The organism is Micromonospora pisi (assembly GCF_003633685.1).
Classification (GTDB): Bacteria; Actinomycetota; Actinomycetes; order Mycobacteriales; family Micromonosporaceae; genus Micromonospora_G; species Micromonospora_G pisi.
Window position 1 is genome coordinate 5,570,990 of the sequence record NZ_RBKT01000001.1, and the last position, 16,712, is coordinate 5,587,701.

Annotated in this window: 15 protein-coding genes; 9 read left to right on the plus strand and 6 right to left on the minus strand. The window is 71.3% G+C overall.

Features of this window, described 5'->3' with window-relative positions; all coding sequences use genetic code 11:
- Nucleotides 1-289 precede the first annotated feature (289 nt).
- The 4 genes from BDK92_RS23840 to BDK92_RS23855 are packed head-to-tail and all read left to right on the plus strand — an operon-like array spanning nt 290 to nt 4,383.
- Nucleotides 290-946, plus strand: coding sequence for an RNA polymerase sigma factor (locus BDK92_RS23840; protein WP_121158702.1), 657 nt, complete (start codon nt 290-292; stop codon nt 944-946).
- Nucleotides 943-1,722, plus strand: a complete 780-nt coding sequence (locus BDK92_RS23845) for a hypothetical protein (protein WP_147457099.1) — start codon at nt 943-945, stop codon at nt 1,720-1,722. Before BDK92_RS23840 ends, BDK92_RS23845 begins: the two co-directional genes overlap by 4 nt.
- 44 nt (nt 1,723-1,766) lie before the next feature.
- On the plus strand, nt 1,767-2,243 hold the full coding sequence (locus BDK92_RS23850; protein WP_147457100.1) for a hypothetical protein: 477 nt from the start codon (nt 1,767-1,769) through the stop codon (nt 2,241-2,243).
- A 4-nt stretch (nt 2,244-2,247) separates the two neighbouring features.
- The gene (locus tag BDK92_RS23855; RefSeq protein WP_121158705.1) at nt 2,248-4,383 is read left to right on the plus strand and encodes a bifunctional polysaccharide deacetylase/glycosyltransferase family 2 protein; all 2,136 of its coding nucleotides are present in this window, start codon (nt 2,248-2,250) and stop codon (nt 4,381-4,383) included.
- Between the two features lie 113 nt (nt 4,384-4,496).
- On the opposite strand, the gene BDK92_RS23860 is transcribed toward BDK92_RS23855, so the two are convergent.
- Both BDK92_RS23860 and BDK92_RS23865 read right to left on the minus strand, forming a co-directional pair.
- Nucleotides 4,497-6,098, minus strand: a complete 1,602-nt coding sequence (locus BDK92_RS23860; protein ID WP_121158706.1) for an MDR family MFS transporter — start codon at nt 6,096-6,098, stop codon at nt 4,497-4,499.
- A gap of 68 nt (nt 6,099-6,166) precedes the next feature.
- The gene (locus BDK92_RS23865) at nt 6,167-6,787 is read right to left on the minus strand and encodes a TetR/AcrR family transcriptional regulator (RefSeq protein ID WP_121158707.1); all 621 of its coding nucleotides are present in this window, start codon (nt 6,785-6,787) and stop codon (nt 6,167-6,169) included.
- A gap of 204 nt (nt 6,788-6,991) precedes the next feature.
- Here BDK92_RS23865 and BDK92_RS23870 point away from each other — a divergent pair, with 204 nt between their 5' ends.
- The 4 genes from BDK92_RS23870 to BDK92_RS23885 are packed head-to-tail and all read left to right on the plus strand — an operon-like array spanning nt 6,992 to nt 11,332.
- The gene (locus BDK92_RS23870; RefSeq protein ID WP_121158708.1) at nt 6,992-7,711 is read left to right on the plus strand and encodes a GntR family transcriptional regulator; all 720 of its coding nucleotides are present in this window, start codon (nt 6,992-6,994) and stop codon (nt 7,709-7,711) included.
- Entirely contained in the window at nt 7,708-8,775 is a 1,068-nt protein-coding gene (locus BDK92_RS23875) for an ADP-ribosylglycohydrolase family protein (protein ID WP_121158709.1), read from the plus strand. Before BDK92_RS23870 ends, BDK92_RS23875 begins: the two co-directional genes overlap by 4 nt.
- The gene (locus tag BDK92_RS23880) at nt 8,775-10,301 is read left to right on the plus strand and encodes a purine-cytosine permease family protein (protein WP_121158710.1); all 1,527 of its coding nucleotides are present in this window, start codon (nt 8,775-8,777) and stop codon (nt 10,299-10,301) included. The genes BDK92_RS23875 and BDK92_RS23880 overlap by 1 nt, the downstream gene beginning before the upstream one ends.
- The gene (locus tag BDK92_RS23885) at nt 10,298-11,332 is read left to right on the plus strand and encodes a PfkB family carbohydrate kinase (protein WP_246017214.1); all 1,035 of its coding nucleotides are present in this window, start codon (nt 10,298-10,300) and stop codon (nt 11,330-11,332) included. The genes BDK92_RS23880 and BDK92_RS23885 overlap by 4 nt, the downstream gene beginning before the upstream one ends.
- Before the next feature lie 59 nt (nt 11,333-11,391).
- Here the strand turns inward: BDK92_RS23885 and BDK92_RS23890 are convergent, their stop codons facing one another.
- The 3 genes from BDK92_RS23890 to BDK92_RS23900 all read right to left on the minus strand — a co-directional run bounded on the left by BDK92_RS23890 (nt 11,392) and on the right by BDK92_RS23900 (nt 14,191).
- Nucleotides 11,392-12,618 (minus strand): exonuclease domain-containing protein, encoded by a 1,227-nt coding sequence (locus tag BDK92_RS23890; RefSeq protein WP_121158711.1) that lies wholly within the window; start codon nt 12,616-12,618, stop codon nt 11,392-11,394.
- 139 nt (nt 12,619-12,757) lie between these two features.
- Nucleotides 12,758-13,021 carry a virulence activator alpha C-terminal domain-containing protein gene (locus tag BDK92_RS23895; RefSeq protein ID WP_121158712.1) on the minus strand — a complete coding sequence of 88 codons (264 nt, stop codon included), beginning with the start codon at nt 13,019-13,021 and terminating at the stop codon, nt 12,758-12,760.
- A 60-nt stretch (nt 13,022-13,081) separates the two neighbouring features.
- Nucleotides 13,082-14,191 (minus strand): hypothetical protein, encoded by a 1,110-nt coding sequence (locus BDK92_RS23900; protein WP_121158713.1) that lies wholly within the window; start codon nt 14,189-14,191, stop codon nt 13,082-13,084.
- Nucleotides 14,192-14,399: 208 nt separating this feature from the next.
- On the opposite strand from BDK92_RS23900, the gene BDK92_RS23905 reads away from it, so the two are divergent.
- Nucleotides 14,400-15,728, plus strand: coding sequence for an AAA family ATPase (locus BDK92_RS23905; RefSeq protein ID WP_121158714.1), 1,329 nt, complete (start codon nt 14,400-14,402; stop codon nt 15,726-15,728).
- A 16-nt stretch (nt 15,729-15,744) separates the two neighbouring features.
- Here BDK92_RS23905 and BDK92_RS23910 read toward each other — a convergent pair whose 3' ends face one another.
- Nucleotides 15,745-16,671, minus strand: a complete 927-nt coding sequence (locus tag BDK92_RS23910; protein WP_121158715.1) for a 2-hydroxyacid dehydrogenase — start codon at nt 16,669-16,671, stop codon at nt 15,745-15,747.
- Nucleotides 16,672-16,712 lie beyond the last annotated feature (41 nt).

The window sequence follows — 16,712 nt, forward strand, 5'->3', positions numbered from 1 at the left end:
GCTCGAACTCCGGCTCCCGAAGCAGGCCGCCCCGGCGGCTTTTTGTGCTATTCATCGCCTGTCTGTCTGTTTTGACCAGGCAACTTTGCGCGACCTACGGTGGGCGCTGACGACGTCCGGGGTATGCCTGCGACCCGCGCCGTATCTCCGGCCAGACCGACCTGGCGGACACGTCGTTCCGGGACGGTGTGACGAATCGGGGGCCGGCGACGCTGACTCCTGTGGCGGAGTAGCTCCGCCGCCTCAGGGAGGTGCAGATGGCGCAGGCGTACGCCCGGCGACGGGCCCGATGATCCGTCGAGCGGGCCCCGACGCGACCGTTGGCGGCGACGACCTGTCGTACGCCGTCGCCGCCGCCCGGGACGGTGACGACGAGGCGTTCCGGACGCTCTACCGGCTGGTCCAGCCCCTACTACTGCGATATCTGCGCGTGCTGGTCGGTGACTCCGCCGAGGACGTGGCCTCGGAGACCTGGCTACAGATCGTCCGCGACCTGCACTCATTCCAGGGTGACTACGACAGGTTCCGGGGCTGGGCGGCGACCATCGCCCGGCACCGCGCGCTCGACCATGTCCGGTACGTGCGTCGACGGCCGAGCGTTCCCGTGCCGGTGGAGGAGCTGGGTGAGCTGGCCGATGGCGCCGACACCGCCGGTCTGACCATCGAGGCGATGGCCACCCGCGCCGCGATCGAACTCATCGCCACGCTGCCGCCGGACCAGGCCGAGGTGGTGGTGCTCCGGGTGGTGCTCGGGCTGGACGTGGCGGCGACGGCCAAGGTGCTGGGTAAGCGCAGCGGTGCCGTGCGTACCGCCGCCCACCGGGGTTTGCGACGTCTCGCCGAGCACTTCCCGCAGCCAGCGTCGATTCCCGTCGATGACGGGGCGGAGCGGGCGAGGACGGCAGTGACGGTGGCGCGGCGGTTGACGCTGAAGGACATGAGATGAGCAGATTCGTACGCGGGAGATCCGTTCGTGACGGCGGTGAGGGCTGGCCCGGTGGTGCCGGCACCGGCCCTCAGGATGACCTTGCCCGGTTGCTTGCCGCGGTCTCCGGCTCCGCGCACCCGGACGAGTTGGCCGGCGAGGAAGCCGCGATCAGTGCGTTCCGGGCACACCACGCGGGCCAGCTCCGCCCGCCGGCAGCACGCCGGTCGGTTCCGGCGTCGGTGGCCAGGTACGTCACCGTGAAGGTTGCCCTCGCCTCGGCCCTCGCCGTCGCGGCAACCGGTGGTGTGGCGCTCGCCGCCACGACCGGCGCGATACCCGACGCACTCGGCGGAGCGAGGTGGGGCGGTGCACCGGCACGCCCACACGTCACGCCGCGACCGTCGGAGTCCAACGGCCCCGGGGGCGCCGGTCCGGCTTCCACCGCCCCGCGTGACTGGTGCCGGTCCTACCAGGCCCGAACCAGTGAGGGGGAGAGCGACATGCTGGACGACCCGCAGTTCCGTGCCCTGGTCGCCGTCGCCGGGGGGCGCAACGAAGTGGCCGGCTACTGTGCCGGCCTGCTCGGCGGCGACGCCGACGGGGGCCCGCCCGGGGCCGACCGGTCCCAACCTGCGGAGGGCAGGTCTGCTCATCCGACCGGCAAACCGTCCTACCCGCCCGGCAAGCCGACGGATCTGCCTGGCAAGCCGGACAAACCAGGCGGAGGGCCGCTCACGTCGACACCCGGACATCAGCCGGGTCGACCGACGCCCCAGCCGAACAACCGGTCCTGAGCACCGGAAACTCCCACCCCATCAATCGAGCTGAGAACAAACCCATGCATGTGTCCCAGCGGGAGCAGGACGAGCAGGTCGCCGGGAACGGACCGCAGACGGTCCAGCCGGTGTTCCTCGACCAGACCGGTCGTCGCCGTCGCCTGACCGTCACCATCGGCTCCGGCGTCGCCGCCGCACTGCTGGCCAGCCTCGCCCTGATCGGGCTCGGGCTGTTCGGCGGCACATCGGCAGTGATCCCGGGTTGGCCCGGTGGCGACAGCGGCTCCGGACCGAGACCCGAGACACGGATCGAGGAGATGAGCCCGTCCCCGGGATCAGCCGGCCGGAACGACCAGGTCTCGGTGACGGCACCGACTCACGTCGCCACCAGGTCGTCCGTGCCGGCCCCACCACGGCCCGCACCGTCGTCGGTCAGCCCGCTCCCGAGCAGCGGCGTCACGACGCAGCCGGGCCAGGGTGGCCTGCACCGCAACACCCCGAGCGGTAGGCCCGACAAGTCGCCCGGCAAGCCGAGCTGATCCGATGCCGAAGCACATCGCGGTGAAGGACGCCCGCGCACACTGGTATCTGCTGGTGCTGAGCCTGCTCGTACTGCTCGTGGTGCTGTCCCTGCACGCGTACACCACCGGAGTCGGTGGCGGGACCGGGCATCCGGCCAACGGGGCCGATCCCACCCCGGCCGGCGACGAGTTCACCGGCGCGGGACCGGTGATCCGCCTCGACGGCGGCGCGGTGGTCAGCCGTACGATGCCCGCCCGTACGATCGCCCTCACCTTCGACGACGGCCCCGACCCGGTCTGGACGCCCCGAATCCTCGAGGTGCTCCGCCGGCACGACGCGCACGCCACCTTCTTCGTGGTCGGAGCACGGGTGAACGAGCATCCGGAACTCGTCCGGCGAATACTCGCCGAGGGCGACGAACTCGGCTCCCACACGTTCACCCACCCGGATCTCAGTGCCCTGCCCGGTTGGCGGCGGGAGATCGAATTCAGCCTCACCCGTAGTGCGGTCGCCGGGGCCACCGGCCGGCAGGTCACACTGATGCGACCGCCGTACTCGGCCAGTCCGCAGAGCCTGACCGGGAACGACGTCGGCGTGCTGCGCGACGGGGCCCGGACCGGGCACGTCGTCGTGCTCACCGACGTCGACAGCGGGGACTGGCAACGGCCGGGGGTCGACGCCATCGTGGCCGCCGCCAGTCGGGAGCGGGCCGGTGCGGGTGCGGTGGTGTTGATGCACGACGGCGGAGGCGACCGCTCGCAGACCCTGGCCGCCCTGGACCGGCTGCTCGGCGAACTGACCGCCAAGGGCTACCGGTTCACCACCGTCTCCGAGGGCCTCGGCGTGCCCCGCTCGGACGTCGCCGCGCCGGCCGTGGCACAGCTGCGGGGCAAGGCACTGCGCTACGTCCAGCTCGGCGCCGACCTGACGGCCGACGCGATGAACTGGCTGCTCGCGGCGGCTCTGATCCTCGGCATCGGCCGACTGTTCGTGCAGGTGGTGGCGACCCGCGTCCACCTGGGACGGGTACGCCGGCGACGTCGGAACCCGGTACCGGTCCAGGCGCCCGTCTCGGTGATCGTGCCGGCCTACAACGAGGCCGCGAACATCGCCGCCACCGTACGTTCGCTGGTGACCAGCGACTATCCGGCGCTCGAGGTGATCGTGGTCGACGACGGGTCCAGCGACGACACCGCTGGCATCGTCGAGCGGTTGGGGCTGCCCGGGGTCCGGGTGATCCGTCAGGCCAACGCCGGCAAACCCGCCGCCCTCAACACCGGCATCCGGGCAGCCCGCGCCGACCTGGTGGTCCTCGTCGACGGCGACACGGTCTTCCAGCCCGACACGATTCACCGCCTGGTCCAGGACTTCGCCGACCCCGGCGTGGGGGCGATCTCCGGCAACACCAAGGTCGCCAACCGGCGCCGGCTGCTCGGTCGGTGGCAGCACCTGGAGTACGTCATCGGCTTCAACCTCGACCGCCGGATGTACGACGTGCTGCGCTGCATGCCGACCATTCCCGGGGCGATCGGCGCCTTCCGCCGGCAGGTGCTGGTCGACGTCGGCGGGGTACCGGCGGACACACTTGCCGAGGACACCGACCTCACCATGGCGGTGCTGCGCGCCGGTTGGAAGGTGACGTACGAGGAGTCGGCGATCGCCTGGACCGAGGCGCCGTCGTCCCTGCGTCAACTGTGGCGGCAGCGCTACCGCTGGTGTTACGGGACCATGCAGGCGATGTGGAAGCACCGCCGGTCGGTGGTGGAGCGCGGGGCCGGTGGTCGGCTGGGCCGGCGGGCCCTGCCGTACCTCGCGGTCTTCCAGGTCCTGCTGCCCCTCACGGCGCCCGCGGTCGACCTCTTCGCGATCTACGGTCTGATCTTCCTGCCCTGGTCGCAGCTCATCCTGGCGTGGCTGGGACTGCTGGGGCTCCAGGCGCTGACCGCCGCCTACGCCCTGCACCTGGACCGGGAGCGGTACGGGCCGCTCTGGACCTTGCCGTTGCAGCAGTTCGTCTACCGCCAGGTGATGTATCTCGTGGTCATCCAGTCGGTGGTGACGGTGCTGCTCGGTTCCCGGCTGCGCTGGCACCGGATGGTGCGTACCGGCGAAGCCGCGGCGCTCGTCGAGGCAGGGGCCGCCGCTTCGCGACGTTGACCGGGCCGGTGCCGACCGGCTCGACGTCGACCGGCTGAACAGGGCGAGCCCGCACCTCAGCATTGAGGTACGGGCTCGCTGTCTGTCCGGCCCCGGGGTGGGCCGTACGGGCGTCAGTGCGTCGGCGCGGGGCTGCTCGCCGCCTTCTCCTCGGCGGCGAGGCGCTCGGTGCCGCTCAGCGTGCTCAGCGGCTTCTCCTTGATGAACACCACGGCGATGACGGCCAGCAGCGCGATCGGTGCGCCGACCAGGAACAGGTCGGCGGTGGCGGTGCCGTAGACGTCCTGGACGATCCGGAGCACCGGTTCGGGCAGGGTGCTCAGGTCGGGGACGGCGGCGGTGCCGCTGCCGCCGTCGGGCGCCGGGCCGAGTTTCTCGCTGAGCAGCGAGGTGACCCGGTTGGCCAGGACCGCGCCGAGGGCGCTGACCCCGATCGCCCCACCCATGCTGCGGAAGAAGGTCAGCACCGAGGTGGTCGCGCCGAGTTCGTTCGCCGGCACGTCGTTCTGGGCGGCGAGGACCAGGTTCTGCATGAGCATGCCGACGCCGATGCCGAGCACCGCCATGTAGATCGAGAGCACGAGCACACTGGTGCGGGCGTCGATGGTGCCGAGCAGGACCATGCCGGCGGTCATGATGGCGCCACCGGCGACCAGGTAGATCTTCCACCGGCCGTACTTGGTGATGAGTTGGCCGGCGATGGTGGACGAGACCAGCAGACCGAAGATCATCGGCAGGCTCATCAGCCCCGCCACGGTCGGCGACTTGCCGAGCGAGACCTGGAAGTACTGCGACAGGAAGACGGTGCCGCCGAACATCGCCACACCGACCAGCACGCTCGCGATGGTGGCCAGCGAAACGGTGCGGTTGCGGAAGATGCCGAGCGGGATGATCGGTTCGGCCACCCGCGACTCGACCCAGATCGCCAGTGCCAGCAGCACCACGCCACCGCCGACCATCAGCGCGGTCCAGCCCGAACCCCAGGCGAACTTGTGCCCGGCCAGCGAGGACCAGACCAGCAGGGTGGAGACGCCCGAGATGATCAGCAGCGCGCCGAACCAGTCGATGTTGACCTTCCGGCGTACGACCGGCAGGTGCAGGGTGCGCTGGAGCAGGAAGATCGAGAGCAGCGTGAACGGTACGCCGATCAGGAAGCACCAGCGCCAGCCCAGCCACGAGGTGTCGACCAGTACGCCACCGATCAGCGGCCCGGCGATGGTGGCGACACCGAAGACCGCACCGAAGATGCCGGAGTAGCGACCCAGTTCGCGGGGCGGGATCATCGCCGCCATGACGATCAGGGCGAGCGCGCTCATGCCACCCGCGCCGATGCCCTGCACGATCCGGCTGACCAGCAGCACCTCGACGTTCGGGGTGAAGCCCGCGATCAGCGAACCGGCGACGAAGAGACCGAGCGAGAGCTGGATCAGCAGCTTCTTGCTGTAGAGGTCGGCCATCTTGCCCCAGAGCGGGACGGTGGCGGTCATCGCCAGCAGTTCGCTGGTGACGATCCAGGTGTAGACGGTCTGGCTGCCGTGCAGGTCGGCGATGATGCGTGGCAGCGCGTTCGCCACCACCGTCGAGGCGAGGATCGACACGAACATGCCGACCATCAGGCCGGAGAGTGCCTGGAGCACTTCCCGGTGGGACATGCGCCCGGAGCCGGCGTCGGGGCCGACATCTGTGTTGTCGGCTGGCGCGGCGGTTGTGGTCATCGACGCTTCCTCACTGTGGAACAGGGTTGGTGCGCTCCGGTGTGCGTACCGGGGCGGAACGTGTGGGGTCAGGAGGCGGATCGGGGATCGGGCAGTCCGGCGGCGATCCCGGAGAACGCCTCGTCGACCAGGTCGGCGAGGGGGAGCTTGCCGGCGCTGCGCGCCCAGCGCATCATCGCGACCCGGAACGCGGCGCCGGTGACGGCGGTGACCAGGGCCGGGTAGCCGTGTTCCGGTCCGAGCCCGAGCCGCGTGGCGAGGGCGTCGGTCATGGCCTGTTCGGTCTCGGTGCTGCTGGCGACCAGACGTGGCAGCAGCGCCGGGTTCCGCTCGATGACCTCCATCCGGAGCACCCAGAGGGGGGCGTCGGCCTGCATCTCGTCGATGATCTCCGCGAGGGCCAGCCGGACGGCGTCCAGCGCGGGCACCTCCAGCGGTGCGGCGCGCAGTGCCGCCAGCACCCGGGCGATGTCGACCGCCTGGTCGCCGAGGAGCGCGTCGTCCTTGGACGAGAAGTAGTTGAAGAACGTACGGGCGGAGACGTCGGCGGCTTCGCTGATCTCCTCGACGGTGACCTGGTCGAGGCCGCGCTCGGCGACCAGGCGCAGCGCGGCGGCGGCCAGGGCGTCCCTGGTCTGCCGCTTCTTGCGGTCCCGGCGCCCGGTGGCGACGTCGTCGGAGATGGTCACCAGGCGACGGTACGAACAAACTTGCAGGCCGCGCAAACTTTTATCGGACGAAGTGATACTTGCCACCGGCCCAGCTCAGCGGCGGTAGACGGCCATCGCCCGCTGGAGCCGTTAGTGCTCCTGCGGGGTGCCGATCGCGGCCCGGAACTCCGTCCACTTCTTGTCCGGTTGTCGTACCCGCAGGCCAGAGCTATTGTCCTGAACATGTCTGGACAGGTTATCCGGCTCAAGCACCAGCGGATCGCCGACGAGCTGGCCCGGGACATCCGGGGCGGCCGGCTCGCCAACGGCGCCCAGCTCCCCGGCGAGCACGCGCTCGCCGCGCGCTTCGACGTGAGCCGGAACACGGTACGACAGGCCCTCACCGAGCTCGGCAAACGCGGGCTCATCTCCACCCACTCCGGAAAGGGCTCGTTCGTCACCTTCGACGGCCGTACCCTCGACGACCGGCTCGGCTGGGCCCGCGCCCTCGCCGAACAGGGGGTGCCGACGACCGTACGGGTGCTCCGCCTCGAACTGGTCCACGAACCCGAACTGGCCGCCCGCTTCGACCTGCCGACCACCGAGTACGTCGCCGTCGACCGGCTCCGGTCCCTCACCGACGGCCCCGCCATCTCGATCGAACGCAGCCGCGTCCCCGCCCTCGGAGAGCTGCGGAAACTGCCCGAACGCGGCCTCACCGGCTCGCTCTACGCCGCCCTACGCGACGCCGGTCTGGTGCCGGACCGGGGCGAGGAGTGGGTAGAGCTGACCCAGGCCACCGAGGACGACGCCGAGCTGCTCGGCTGCGCCGCCGGCAAGCTCTGGCTGCACACCCGCCGACTCAGCCGCGACTCCACCGGAAACCTGGTCGAACACGTCGAGAGCCTGCTCGACCCCGAGCGGTTCCGGCTGCACCTGCGCTTCGGAGGGGAGTCGGCATGACCACCACGACCACGCCCGCTGCCGCGGCACGGGCCGTCGCCGCGCTGACCGGACTCGCCATCGGCGACGCACTCGGCATGCCCACCCAGTCCCTGCCCCGCGAGCGGATCAAGGAACGGTACGGCCGGCTCACCGGCTTCGAACCCGGACCGGCGGACCAGCCCATCGCCCCCGGCATGTCGGCCGGCTCGGTCACCGACGACACCGAACAGGCGGTCCTGCTCGGCCGACTGCTGCTCGACGGCGGCGGCCGGATCGACGGGCACCGGCTCGCCGCCGAACTGCTCTCCTGGGAGGACGAGATGCGCCGCCGGGGCTCACTCGACCTGCTCGGCCCCTCCACCCGGGCCGCCGTCGCCGCCGTCGCCGCCGGCCGCCCGATCGAGGAAGCCGGCCGGTACGGCACCACCAACGGCGCCGCCATGCGGATCACCCCGGTCGGCATCGCCGTACCCCCGAACAACCTGGACCGGCTCGTGGACCGGGTCGTCGAGGCGAGTTGGGTCACCCACAACACCGGGGTCGCGCTCGCCGGCGCGGCGGCCGTCGCCGCCGCCGTCAGCACCGCCCTCGACGGCGCCGACCTCACCACCGCGACCGCGACCGCGGTACGGGCGGCAGAACTCGCCACCACCCGGGGCCACTGGATCGCCGCCGCCGACATCGGCGCCCGGATCGACTGGGCCACCCGCCTCGTCGCCGGCCAGCCGCCGGAACAGGCGGCCGAACTGATCTACCGCCTGGTCGGCACGAGCGTCGCCACCCAGGAATCGGTCCCGGCCGCCTTCGCGGTCCTCGCCGTCCACCCGGACGACCCCTGGCGAGCGGTCCTGCTCGCCGCCTCCCTCGGCGGCGACTGCGACACCATCGCCGCCATCGTCGGAGCCATCGCCGGTGCCGCCCACGGCGCCGACGCGTGGCCATCCGCCGCGCTGCACACCATCGACGCGGTGAACCACCTTCCGTTGCACGAACTGGCGATCAACCTGCTCGCCCTCCGTCAGGACGCCGACCCCGGTCAGCGGACTGACGCCGGAGACCGCAGGGGAAAGGCAGGACAATGATGTCCGCGACCGAACTGGCCGGAACCGCTCCGGCCGAGGCCAACCGGATCGGAGCCATCGAAACCCGAGGCATCGAACCGGTACCCGCCGACGAACGTACGGGCGGACCACGCCAACTCTTCTGGGTGTGGTTCGCGGCCAACATCTCGATCCTGGGACTACCGCTCGGCGCGACCCTGGTCGCCCTGCGCGGCATGAACATCTGGCAGGCGCTGCTCGTCGCCGCGCTCGGCTCCTTCGGCTCCTTCGCGCTGGTCGGCCTGATCAGCGTCGCCGGCAAATGGGGCGGGGCACCGAGCATGACGCTCTCCCGGGCGGTCTTCGGCCCCCGGGGCAACCACGGGCCGACCGTCGTTTCGTGGCTCTCCCGGGTCGGCTGGGAGACGGTCAACACCACCACCGCCGCGTACGCGCTGCTGGCCCTGATTAGCATCATCTTCGGGGTCGGCGCGAACTCCGTACTGACCGTCATCAGCCTGCTCGTCTTCGTCGCGCTGACCCTGGTCGTCTCCGGACTCGGACACGCCACCCTGGTCTGGATCCAGCAGTGGGCCACGTACCTCTTCGGCGCGCTGAACATCCTCGTCGGCGCGTTCCTGATCACGAAGGTGAACTGGGACGCGGTGGCGCACGCCCCGGCCGCCCCGGTCAGCGTGGTCGTCGCCGGAATCGGCGTGATCGCCGCCGGCACCGGTATCGGCTGGGCGAACGCGGGCGCGGACATGGCCCGCTACCAGCACCGGCACGTACCCGGACGGCGGATCGTGGCAGCCGCGTCGGTCGGTGCCGGCGTACCGCTCTTCCTGCTCATCGGCCTCGGCGGGCTGCTCTCCGCCGGTGACGGCAGCCTCGCCTCGGCGAGCGACCCGGTCTCCGCGATCCAGGTGATGCTGCCGTCGTGGATGGCGGTGCCGTACCTGCTCGCCGCCTTCGGTGGGCTGCTGCTCTCCAACAACCTCTCCGTCTACTCGGCCGGACTGACGATGATCACGCTCGGCGTACGGGCCCGCCGGGTGGTGGCCGTCGGGCTGGACATCGTGCTGACCCTGGCCGGCGGCATCTACTTCATGCTGATCGCCGGGGACTTCTACGGACCGTTCATCACCTTCATCTCGCTGCTCGCCGTACCGATCACCGCCTGGGTCGCGGTCTTCCTCGCCGACATGCTCTTCCGCCGGCACTACGACCCGCGCGGCCTGATGGACACCGGCGCCACCAGCGTCTACTGGTACCGGGGCGGATTCCGCTGGTCGGCGGTGCTGCCCTGGGTCGCCGGCATCGTCGTCGGCCTGCTCTTCACCACCGCCTCCACCTCGGCGACCGACGTCTGGTTCAGCGGTCCGCTCGCGGACTCCTGGATGGGGAGCAACGGACTCGGCTGGGTCGTCGCGTTTGTCGTGGCCGGCGGGCTCTACCTGCTCTTCGGCGCGACGACCGCCCGCCGGCTCGGCGGGACGTCCAGCCCCGACCCGACCACCCGGCCCGGCGCCCGCACCGACGGCGAACCCGCGGCGGTACGGCCGTGACCACGCCGAGCACGGCGGTCACCGGTACGGCCGTGACCACGCCGAGCACGGCGGTCACCGGTACGGCCTTGACCGCGCCCAGCGGCGCTTCGGCGGTGCACCGGCCGGACGTACCGGCCCGGCTGGTGCACACCGGAAACGTCGTCGTCGACGTGGTGATGTACCTGCCCCGGCTGCCAGAGAGCGGCGGTGACGTGCTCGCCTCGGAGAGCCGGATCACCGCCGGGGGCGGGCTCAACGTGATGGTCGGCGCCGCCCGCCAGGGGTTGACCGTCGCGTACGCCGGCAGGCACGGCACCGGACCCTTCGCCGACCTGGCCCGACGGCAGCTCGCCGAGGCCGGCGTCGAGGTGATCCAGCCCCCGTCGCCCGAGATCGACACGGGGTTCAGCGTGGCGATGGTCGACCCCTCCGGGGAGCGGACCTTCGCCACCAGCCTCGGCGCCGAAGCGCAGCTCGCCCCGGCCGACCTCGCCCGGATCGTCACCCGCCCCGGCGACATCGTCTACGTCTCCGGTTACAGCCTGGCGTACCCGTCCAACGGTGCGGCGCTCGCCGAGTGGCTCCCCACCCTCGGCCCGGAGGTCACCGTCATCGTCGACCCCGGCCCGCTGGTCTCCGAGATCCCGGCCCCGGTGCTGGCGTCGGCCCTGGCCCGCGCCGACTGGTGGAGCTGCAACGAGCGGGAGGCGCGACTGCTCACCGGCCACGCCGACCCGACCGTCGCCGCGACGGCGCTCGCCAACCGGACCGGTCGGGCCGGGGTGCTGGTCCGGACCGGGCCGGACGGTGCCGTACTGGTGCTGGCCGGTGGCGGCGGGCCGGTTGTCGTACCGGCGTTCCGGGTGGAGGTGGTGGACACCAACGGCGCCGGGGATGCCCACGTGGGCGCCTTCGCGGCGGCGCTCGCCCGAGGGCTCGACCCGGTCGAGGCGGTACGCCGAGCGAACGCCGCCGCCGCGTTCGCCGTCACCCGCCGGGGTCCCGCCACCGCCCCCACCACCACCGAACTCAACTCCCTACTCGGTTGAGTGAAAGGAAGGGCCCCTTATTAACGCATAGCGTTAATAAGGGGCCCTTCCTTTCACCCTCAGGTGCGGTTGACCAGCTTGAGGAAGGCGGCGGGGTGGACGACCGGAATGCGATACTTCCGGGCCTGCCGGGCCTTGCCGGAGAGGCTGTCCGGATCGGCGGCCACCAGCAGTGCGGTCTTTTTCGTCACCGACCGTCCGACCTGGTAACCGGCGCCGAACGCGCGGGCCTCCCAGACCTCACGTGCCTCGTCCATCTGACCGGTGAAGACCACGAGGTCACCGGCGGAGAGTGTGAAGCGTTGCGGAACGGGTGCCACCGCAGGTGCCCCGGGCCCGGCGGAGAGCGCCTCGGCGATCGCCCCGTCGACCTCGCCGGACGCCAGGTCGAGCAGGGACGCCACCTCGTGCAGGTCGCCCAGTTCCTCTGTGGTGACGATGCCGTCGTCGACCGCCTCCGTGGCCAGCGCGCGCAGGTACTGCCGGTGCAGGCCGACGACCTCGCGGCGGGTGAGTCTCAGCGCGTTCGCGGTCTCGACCAGGGCGTCCGTTTCGGCCGCGGACAGGTAGCGGTCGAGCAGCGCCTGGTCGAGCAGGGCCAGGTACGCGTCCGCCTGCGGCGGTTCGGGTACGCGCGGCAGCCGGTCGACCAGCCGGGCCAGGAAGTGCACCTGTCGGGCGGCTGCGGCACCCCGCGTCATCGCCGTCGCCGCAGCGGTCGGGGCCAACTCGGGCCACACCTGTTTACGTGCCAGCCGGATGGCGTCCTCCCAGGGTGCGGGCTGTCCCGCCGAGGCGAGGTAGTACGCCAGCAGTCGGGCTGCCGCAAGCGCGTCGTCCAGGGCCGAGTGCGCCTGTTGCTGGGGGATCGCGGCGGCGAGGCAGCAGTCGGCGAGACTGCGGCTGGCCAGTGGGAGGAAGCGTGGCGCCAGCCGCATGGTGCAGAGGCCGTCCGCGTGGTGGATCGGCACCGTGGCGCCGAGCCGGGCGTACTCGGCGGTGACGAACCGGGCGTCGAAGGCGAGGTTGTGTGCGACCACGAGACGGTGCCGCAGGCGTTCCGTGATCTCCCCGGCGAGCTGCCGGAAGGTGGGGGCGTGTCGTACGTCGGCCGCCCGGATGGCGTGGATCCGTTGTGGACCGAGGTCCCGCTCCGGGTTGACCAGGCTCGACCAGTGGTCGGTGACCCGACCCCGCTCGTCCACATGCACCACGGCGATCTCACAGACCCGGTCGTGCATGGCCGGGTTGAGACCGGTGGTCTCCACGTCAATGACGGCGTACACCTGGCGCCACCTTCTCTGCTGTCGGAGCACAGGCAAGCCACACTATTGACCACGACCGGCGAACAGTACGGCCGAAGGTACCGGCCCACCACTACCGACAGCCGGCCGGTCGGACCGAGGGCCGGTCGGTCGGTCGGACCTACAGCCGGCTGGCGAGCCAGGAGGTCCATTCCCGCATGACCCGCTGGGACTCGACGCCGAACCGGAGTACGGCGTAGTTGCCGAACTTGGGGTGGGTGGTGTCGTCGTAGCCCTCCGCCCGCATCCAGTCGAGTTCCTCCTCGAAGGCGGTGAGCGTGGCGGCGGCCTGTTCGGCGAGGCTGCGGTAGACGGCCGCCATCCGTTGTGGATCGGCGCTGTTCACCGCGTACGCCTTGAGCGCGACCTCGCTTCGTGGCGCGATGGTCGGTGGCTGCGGTAGCCAGTCGGCGAGTGCGGCCCGCCCCGCTGCCGTGACGTTCGCTCAGTCCTTCATCTTCACGGTGACCGTGGCGGTGTCGCTCAACCCCGCCTCGGTCAGTCGGTAGACGAACGTGTCGGCGAGCCGGTGGCTGGCGGTACGGACGTACTGCACCTCGTAGCGGGAGTCGACATTGGTCAGGTAGCCGTACTTCGGCGGCGAGGTGACGGTGAGCTTCGCCGCGCCGCTGGCCAGGTCGTTGTCGCGCACTTTGATCACCTTCGGGGTGTGCCGGTAGGCGTGGGCCAGGTCGTCGTTGGCGATCGGGACGGTGGCGAAGGTGCCGTCGCCCCGACCGAGGTGGACGACGGTCGTACCGGTGCGCTCCGAGGTGGTCCGTACGTCCAAGCGGCCGTCGGCGTTGACGTCGAGCACCTGGAGGGAGTAGCTCTCCTGCGGCTCCCCGTCACGCAACGGGACCCGCGTGCCGTTGTCGAGCAGCACGACCACGTCACCGTCGTTCGGGTGGTCGACGCAATTGATCACCACGTCCTGCCGCCCGTTGCCCTGGAAATCCGCCAGCAGATAGCGCGGATCGGCGCAGGCGTACGTGACCGGCCCCGGGACCAGGGTGCCGGCCGGGGTGTTGAGCAGCGTGGTGAAACCGCCGAAGTACGTGCTCAGGTAGAGATCGGGCAGGTCGTCGCCGTTGAACTCGGCAACCTCGATGTGGTCGGTCTCCCAGAGGCCGGGGAGCGTTCCGGCCGGCTGGAAGTTCCGCAGGATCAGCAGGCCGTAGTCGACCGCCGGACCGCAGCACCAGCCGACGACCAGTTCGACGACACCGTCGCCGCCGATGTCGAGCGCGGTGCCGGTGTCGGGGCAGAAATCGGAGTTCGGGTCGCCCGGAACCCGGTACGGGTGCAGCGTGGCGCTGCCGTACCGTCCGGTGCCGTCACCGGGGAAGACGTTGACCCCGCAGCCCCCCGTGACGGCGACGCCGAGGGTGATCCGGTCGGGGTGCCCGTCGCCGGTGACGTCCCCGTAGAACGCCTGACCCGTACCGGCTGCCGAGGCGGCGGGCGGATGCGTCAGGGCGGCTCCCGAACCGGTGGCGACGACAAGGGCGACGGTGAGGACAAGACGGCGGGCATGATGACGTACGGTCCACATGGGCCAGCTCCTCGGCTTGACCGCCAGAGGCCATCTGACCTCGGGTTTCTCGGACGGTAGTGGCCGTTGCGCAAGACCGGCCCGGATCTGACCGTGTTCCGACAATCACGCTCGGTGTAATTTCGTTCGCCCGGACGGGCGCGTACGACGGCGGGCCGCCGGGGCCGATAATGTGCCGGGAACCGTCGGTCGGAGAGTGGGGCGACGCATGGTCACGGGCTTGACGTTGCCGCCGTCGGTCGAGGCGGGGCGGGTCGTCGACGCGGTCCTCGCGGACCTGCGCGACGGGGCGCACCGAGGTGTGGTGGTCGACTCGCCGCCGGGCGCCGGGAAGTCGACCCTGGTGGTGCGGGCCGCCGTGGAGCTTTCCTCGGCCGGTGTGCCGCTGATCGTGATCGCCCAGACCAACGAGCAGGTCGACGACCTCATCGACCGGCTGGCGGTGGCCGCGCCCGAACTGCGGATCGGGCGGCTCTCGGCCACCGACTACGTACCGTCGGAGCGGGTCTCGCGGCACGACGGCGTCCGGGTCGCGGCCAAGGTCGCGGAGCTGGGCGGTCCGGCTGTGACCATCGGTACGGCGGCCAAGTGGGCGATGGTCTCCGAGGGTTCCTGGCCCTGGGCGATCGTCGACGAGGCGTACCAGATGCGCTCCGACGCCCTGCTCCGGGTCGCCGCCCGGTTCGAGCGGGCGCTCTTTGTCGGCGACCCCGGTCAGCTCGACCCGTTCTCGACCGTGGACACGGTCCGCTGGACGGGCCTGACCTGGGATCCGATGCAGAGCGCGGTCGCGGTGCTGCTTCGGCACAACCCGGAGCTGCCGGTGCACCGGCTGCCGGTCTCCTGGCGGTTGCCGGCCTCGGCGGCACCGGTGGTGGCGCAGGCGTTCTACCCGTTCACCGGTTTCCGGGCCGGCACGTCGGCCGGGGACCGGACGCTCGCGTTGACCGTGCCCGGACCGGGTGACCCGGTCGACGCGGCGCTGGAGCTGGCCGCCACCAGTGGTTGGGCGCTCTACGAGCTACCCGCCCGGCACACCCCGCGTACGGACACCGAGGCGGCGGCGGCCTGTGCCGCGCTGGCCCGGCGGGTGCTCGAACGCGGTGCGGTGGCGGTTTCGGAACGTTCCCCCGATCCGGCGCCGGTCGACGCGTCCCGGATCGCGATCGGTGCCGCCCACCGGGACCAGGTCGCGGTGATCCGGTCGTTGCTCGGCCCGGCGGGCGAGGGGATCACGGTGGACACCGCGAACCGGCTCCAGGGTCGGGAGTACGACCTGACCGTGGTGCTGCACCCGCTCTCCGGGCGGCGTGACGCGACCGCGTTCCACCTGGAGTCGGGGCGGCTCTGCGTGCTCACCTCCCGGCACCGGCACGCCTGCGTGGTGGTGGCCCGCGCCGGCATCGCCGAGCTGCTCGACGCCCACCCCTCCACCGAGCCGGTGCACCTGAACGTGCCGGTGAAGTTCCCCGACGGCTGGGAGGCGAACCAGTCGATGATGTCGGTGCTGGAGGGCTCCCGCGCGTCGCGTCAGTAGCCGTTGACGACCTGCGTCAGTAGCCGTTGACGACCTGGTTGAGCAGCGGCTCGCCGGCGACGTACCGGCGCAGTTGGTCCCCGGCCAGCCGGTAGGCGCGGGCCATCAGGCCGTGCACCATCGCGCCGACGTGCGGCGTGATCAGTACGTTCGGCAGCCCCCAGAGCGGGTCGTCGGCGGGGAGCGGCTCCGGTTCGGTGACGTCCAGGGCCGCCGCGATCCGACCGGTGGCGAGTTCGGCGTAGAGCGCGGCCGGGTCGGCGACCGGGCCTCGGGAGGCGTTGACGAGCAGGGCGCCGTCCGGCATCGCGGCCAGGAAACGGGCGTCGATCAGGCCCCTGGTCTGGTCGGTGAGCGGCACCAGCAGGACCACGATGTCGGCCTCGGGTAGCAGTCGTGGCAGCTCGGTGACCGCGTGGACGTTCTCCTCGGGGCGGGCGGTCCGGGCGGCCAGGGTCAGGGTCACCCCGAACGGGGCGAGTCGGGCGGCGACCGCGGTGCCGATCGAGCCGGCGCCGACGATCAGTACGCGCTTGCCGTACAGCTCGTCGGTCGGTGCGACCTCCTGGTGCGCCCACTCGTGCCGCTGCTGGGCGCGGACGAGGGCGGGGAACCGGCGCAGCTGGGCCAGGATCGCGCCGACCACCCACTCGGCCGTCGACGAGTCGTGCACGCTGCGCGCGTCGCAGAGGGTGACGCCCGGGGGCAGGATCCTGATGAACGCGTCCGCTCCCGCACTGGGTAGCTGGATCACCCGCAGGTCGCGCAGGCGGGGAAGGAGCTCGACCATGGGGGGCTGGCCGATGAACGTCGGCAGCCAGAACTCGACCCCGGTCGGGTCCGACGGCAGTCGGGACGGGTCGTCCGCGACCTCGACGGTGACGCTGGGCGGCAGCTCGCCGAGCAGCGGTATGCCTGACTTATGAGGAATCCACGCCTTCACGTATTAAAACGATAGCTTTTCATAATTCGTCGATGGCTGCC

Excerpts from the sequence above, each read along its gene's own strand:
- BDK92_RS23840 (WP_121158702.1), top strand. The coding sequence starts at position 290 with ATGATCCGTCGAGCGGGCCCCGACGCGACCGTTGGCGGCGACGACCTG.
- BDK92_RS23845 (WP_147457099.1), top strand. The coding sequence starts at position 943 with ATGAGCAGATTCGTACGCGGGAGATCCGTTCGTGACGGCGGTGAGGGC.
- BDK92_RS23850 (WP_147457100.1), top strand. The coding sequence starts at position 1,767 with ATGCATGTGTCCCAGCGGGAGCAGGACGAGCAGGTCGCCGGGAACGGA.
- BDK92_RS23855 (WP_121158705.1), top strand. The coding sequence starts at position 2,248 with ATGCCGAAGCACATCGCGGTGAAGGACGCCCGCGCACACTGGTATCTG.
- BDK92_RS23860 (WP_121158706.1), bottom strand. The coding sequence starts at position 6,098 with ATGACCACAACCGCCGCGCCAGCCGACAACACAGATGTCGGCCCCGAC.
- BDK92_RS23870 (WP_121158708.1), top strand. The coding sequence starts at position 6,992 with ATGTCTGGACAGGTTATCCGGCTCAAGCACCAGCGGATCGCCGACGAG.
- BDK92_RS23875 (WP_121158709.1), top strand. The coding sequence starts at position 7,708 with ATGACCACCACGACCACGCCCGCTGCCGCGGCACGGGCCGTCGCCGCG.
- BDK92_RS23880 (WP_121158710.1), top strand. The coding sequence starts at position 8,775 with ATGTCCGCGACCGAACTGGCCGGAACCGCTCCGGCCGAGGCCAACCGG.
- BDK92_RS23900 (WP_121158713.1), bottom strand. The coding sequence starts at position 14,191 with ATGTGGACCGTACGTCATCATGCCCGCCGTCTTGTCCTCACCGTCGCC.
- BDK92_RS23905 (WP_121158714.1), top strand. The coding sequence starts at position 14,400 with ATGGTCACGGGCTTGACGTTGCCGCCGTCGGTCGAGGCGGGGCGGGTC.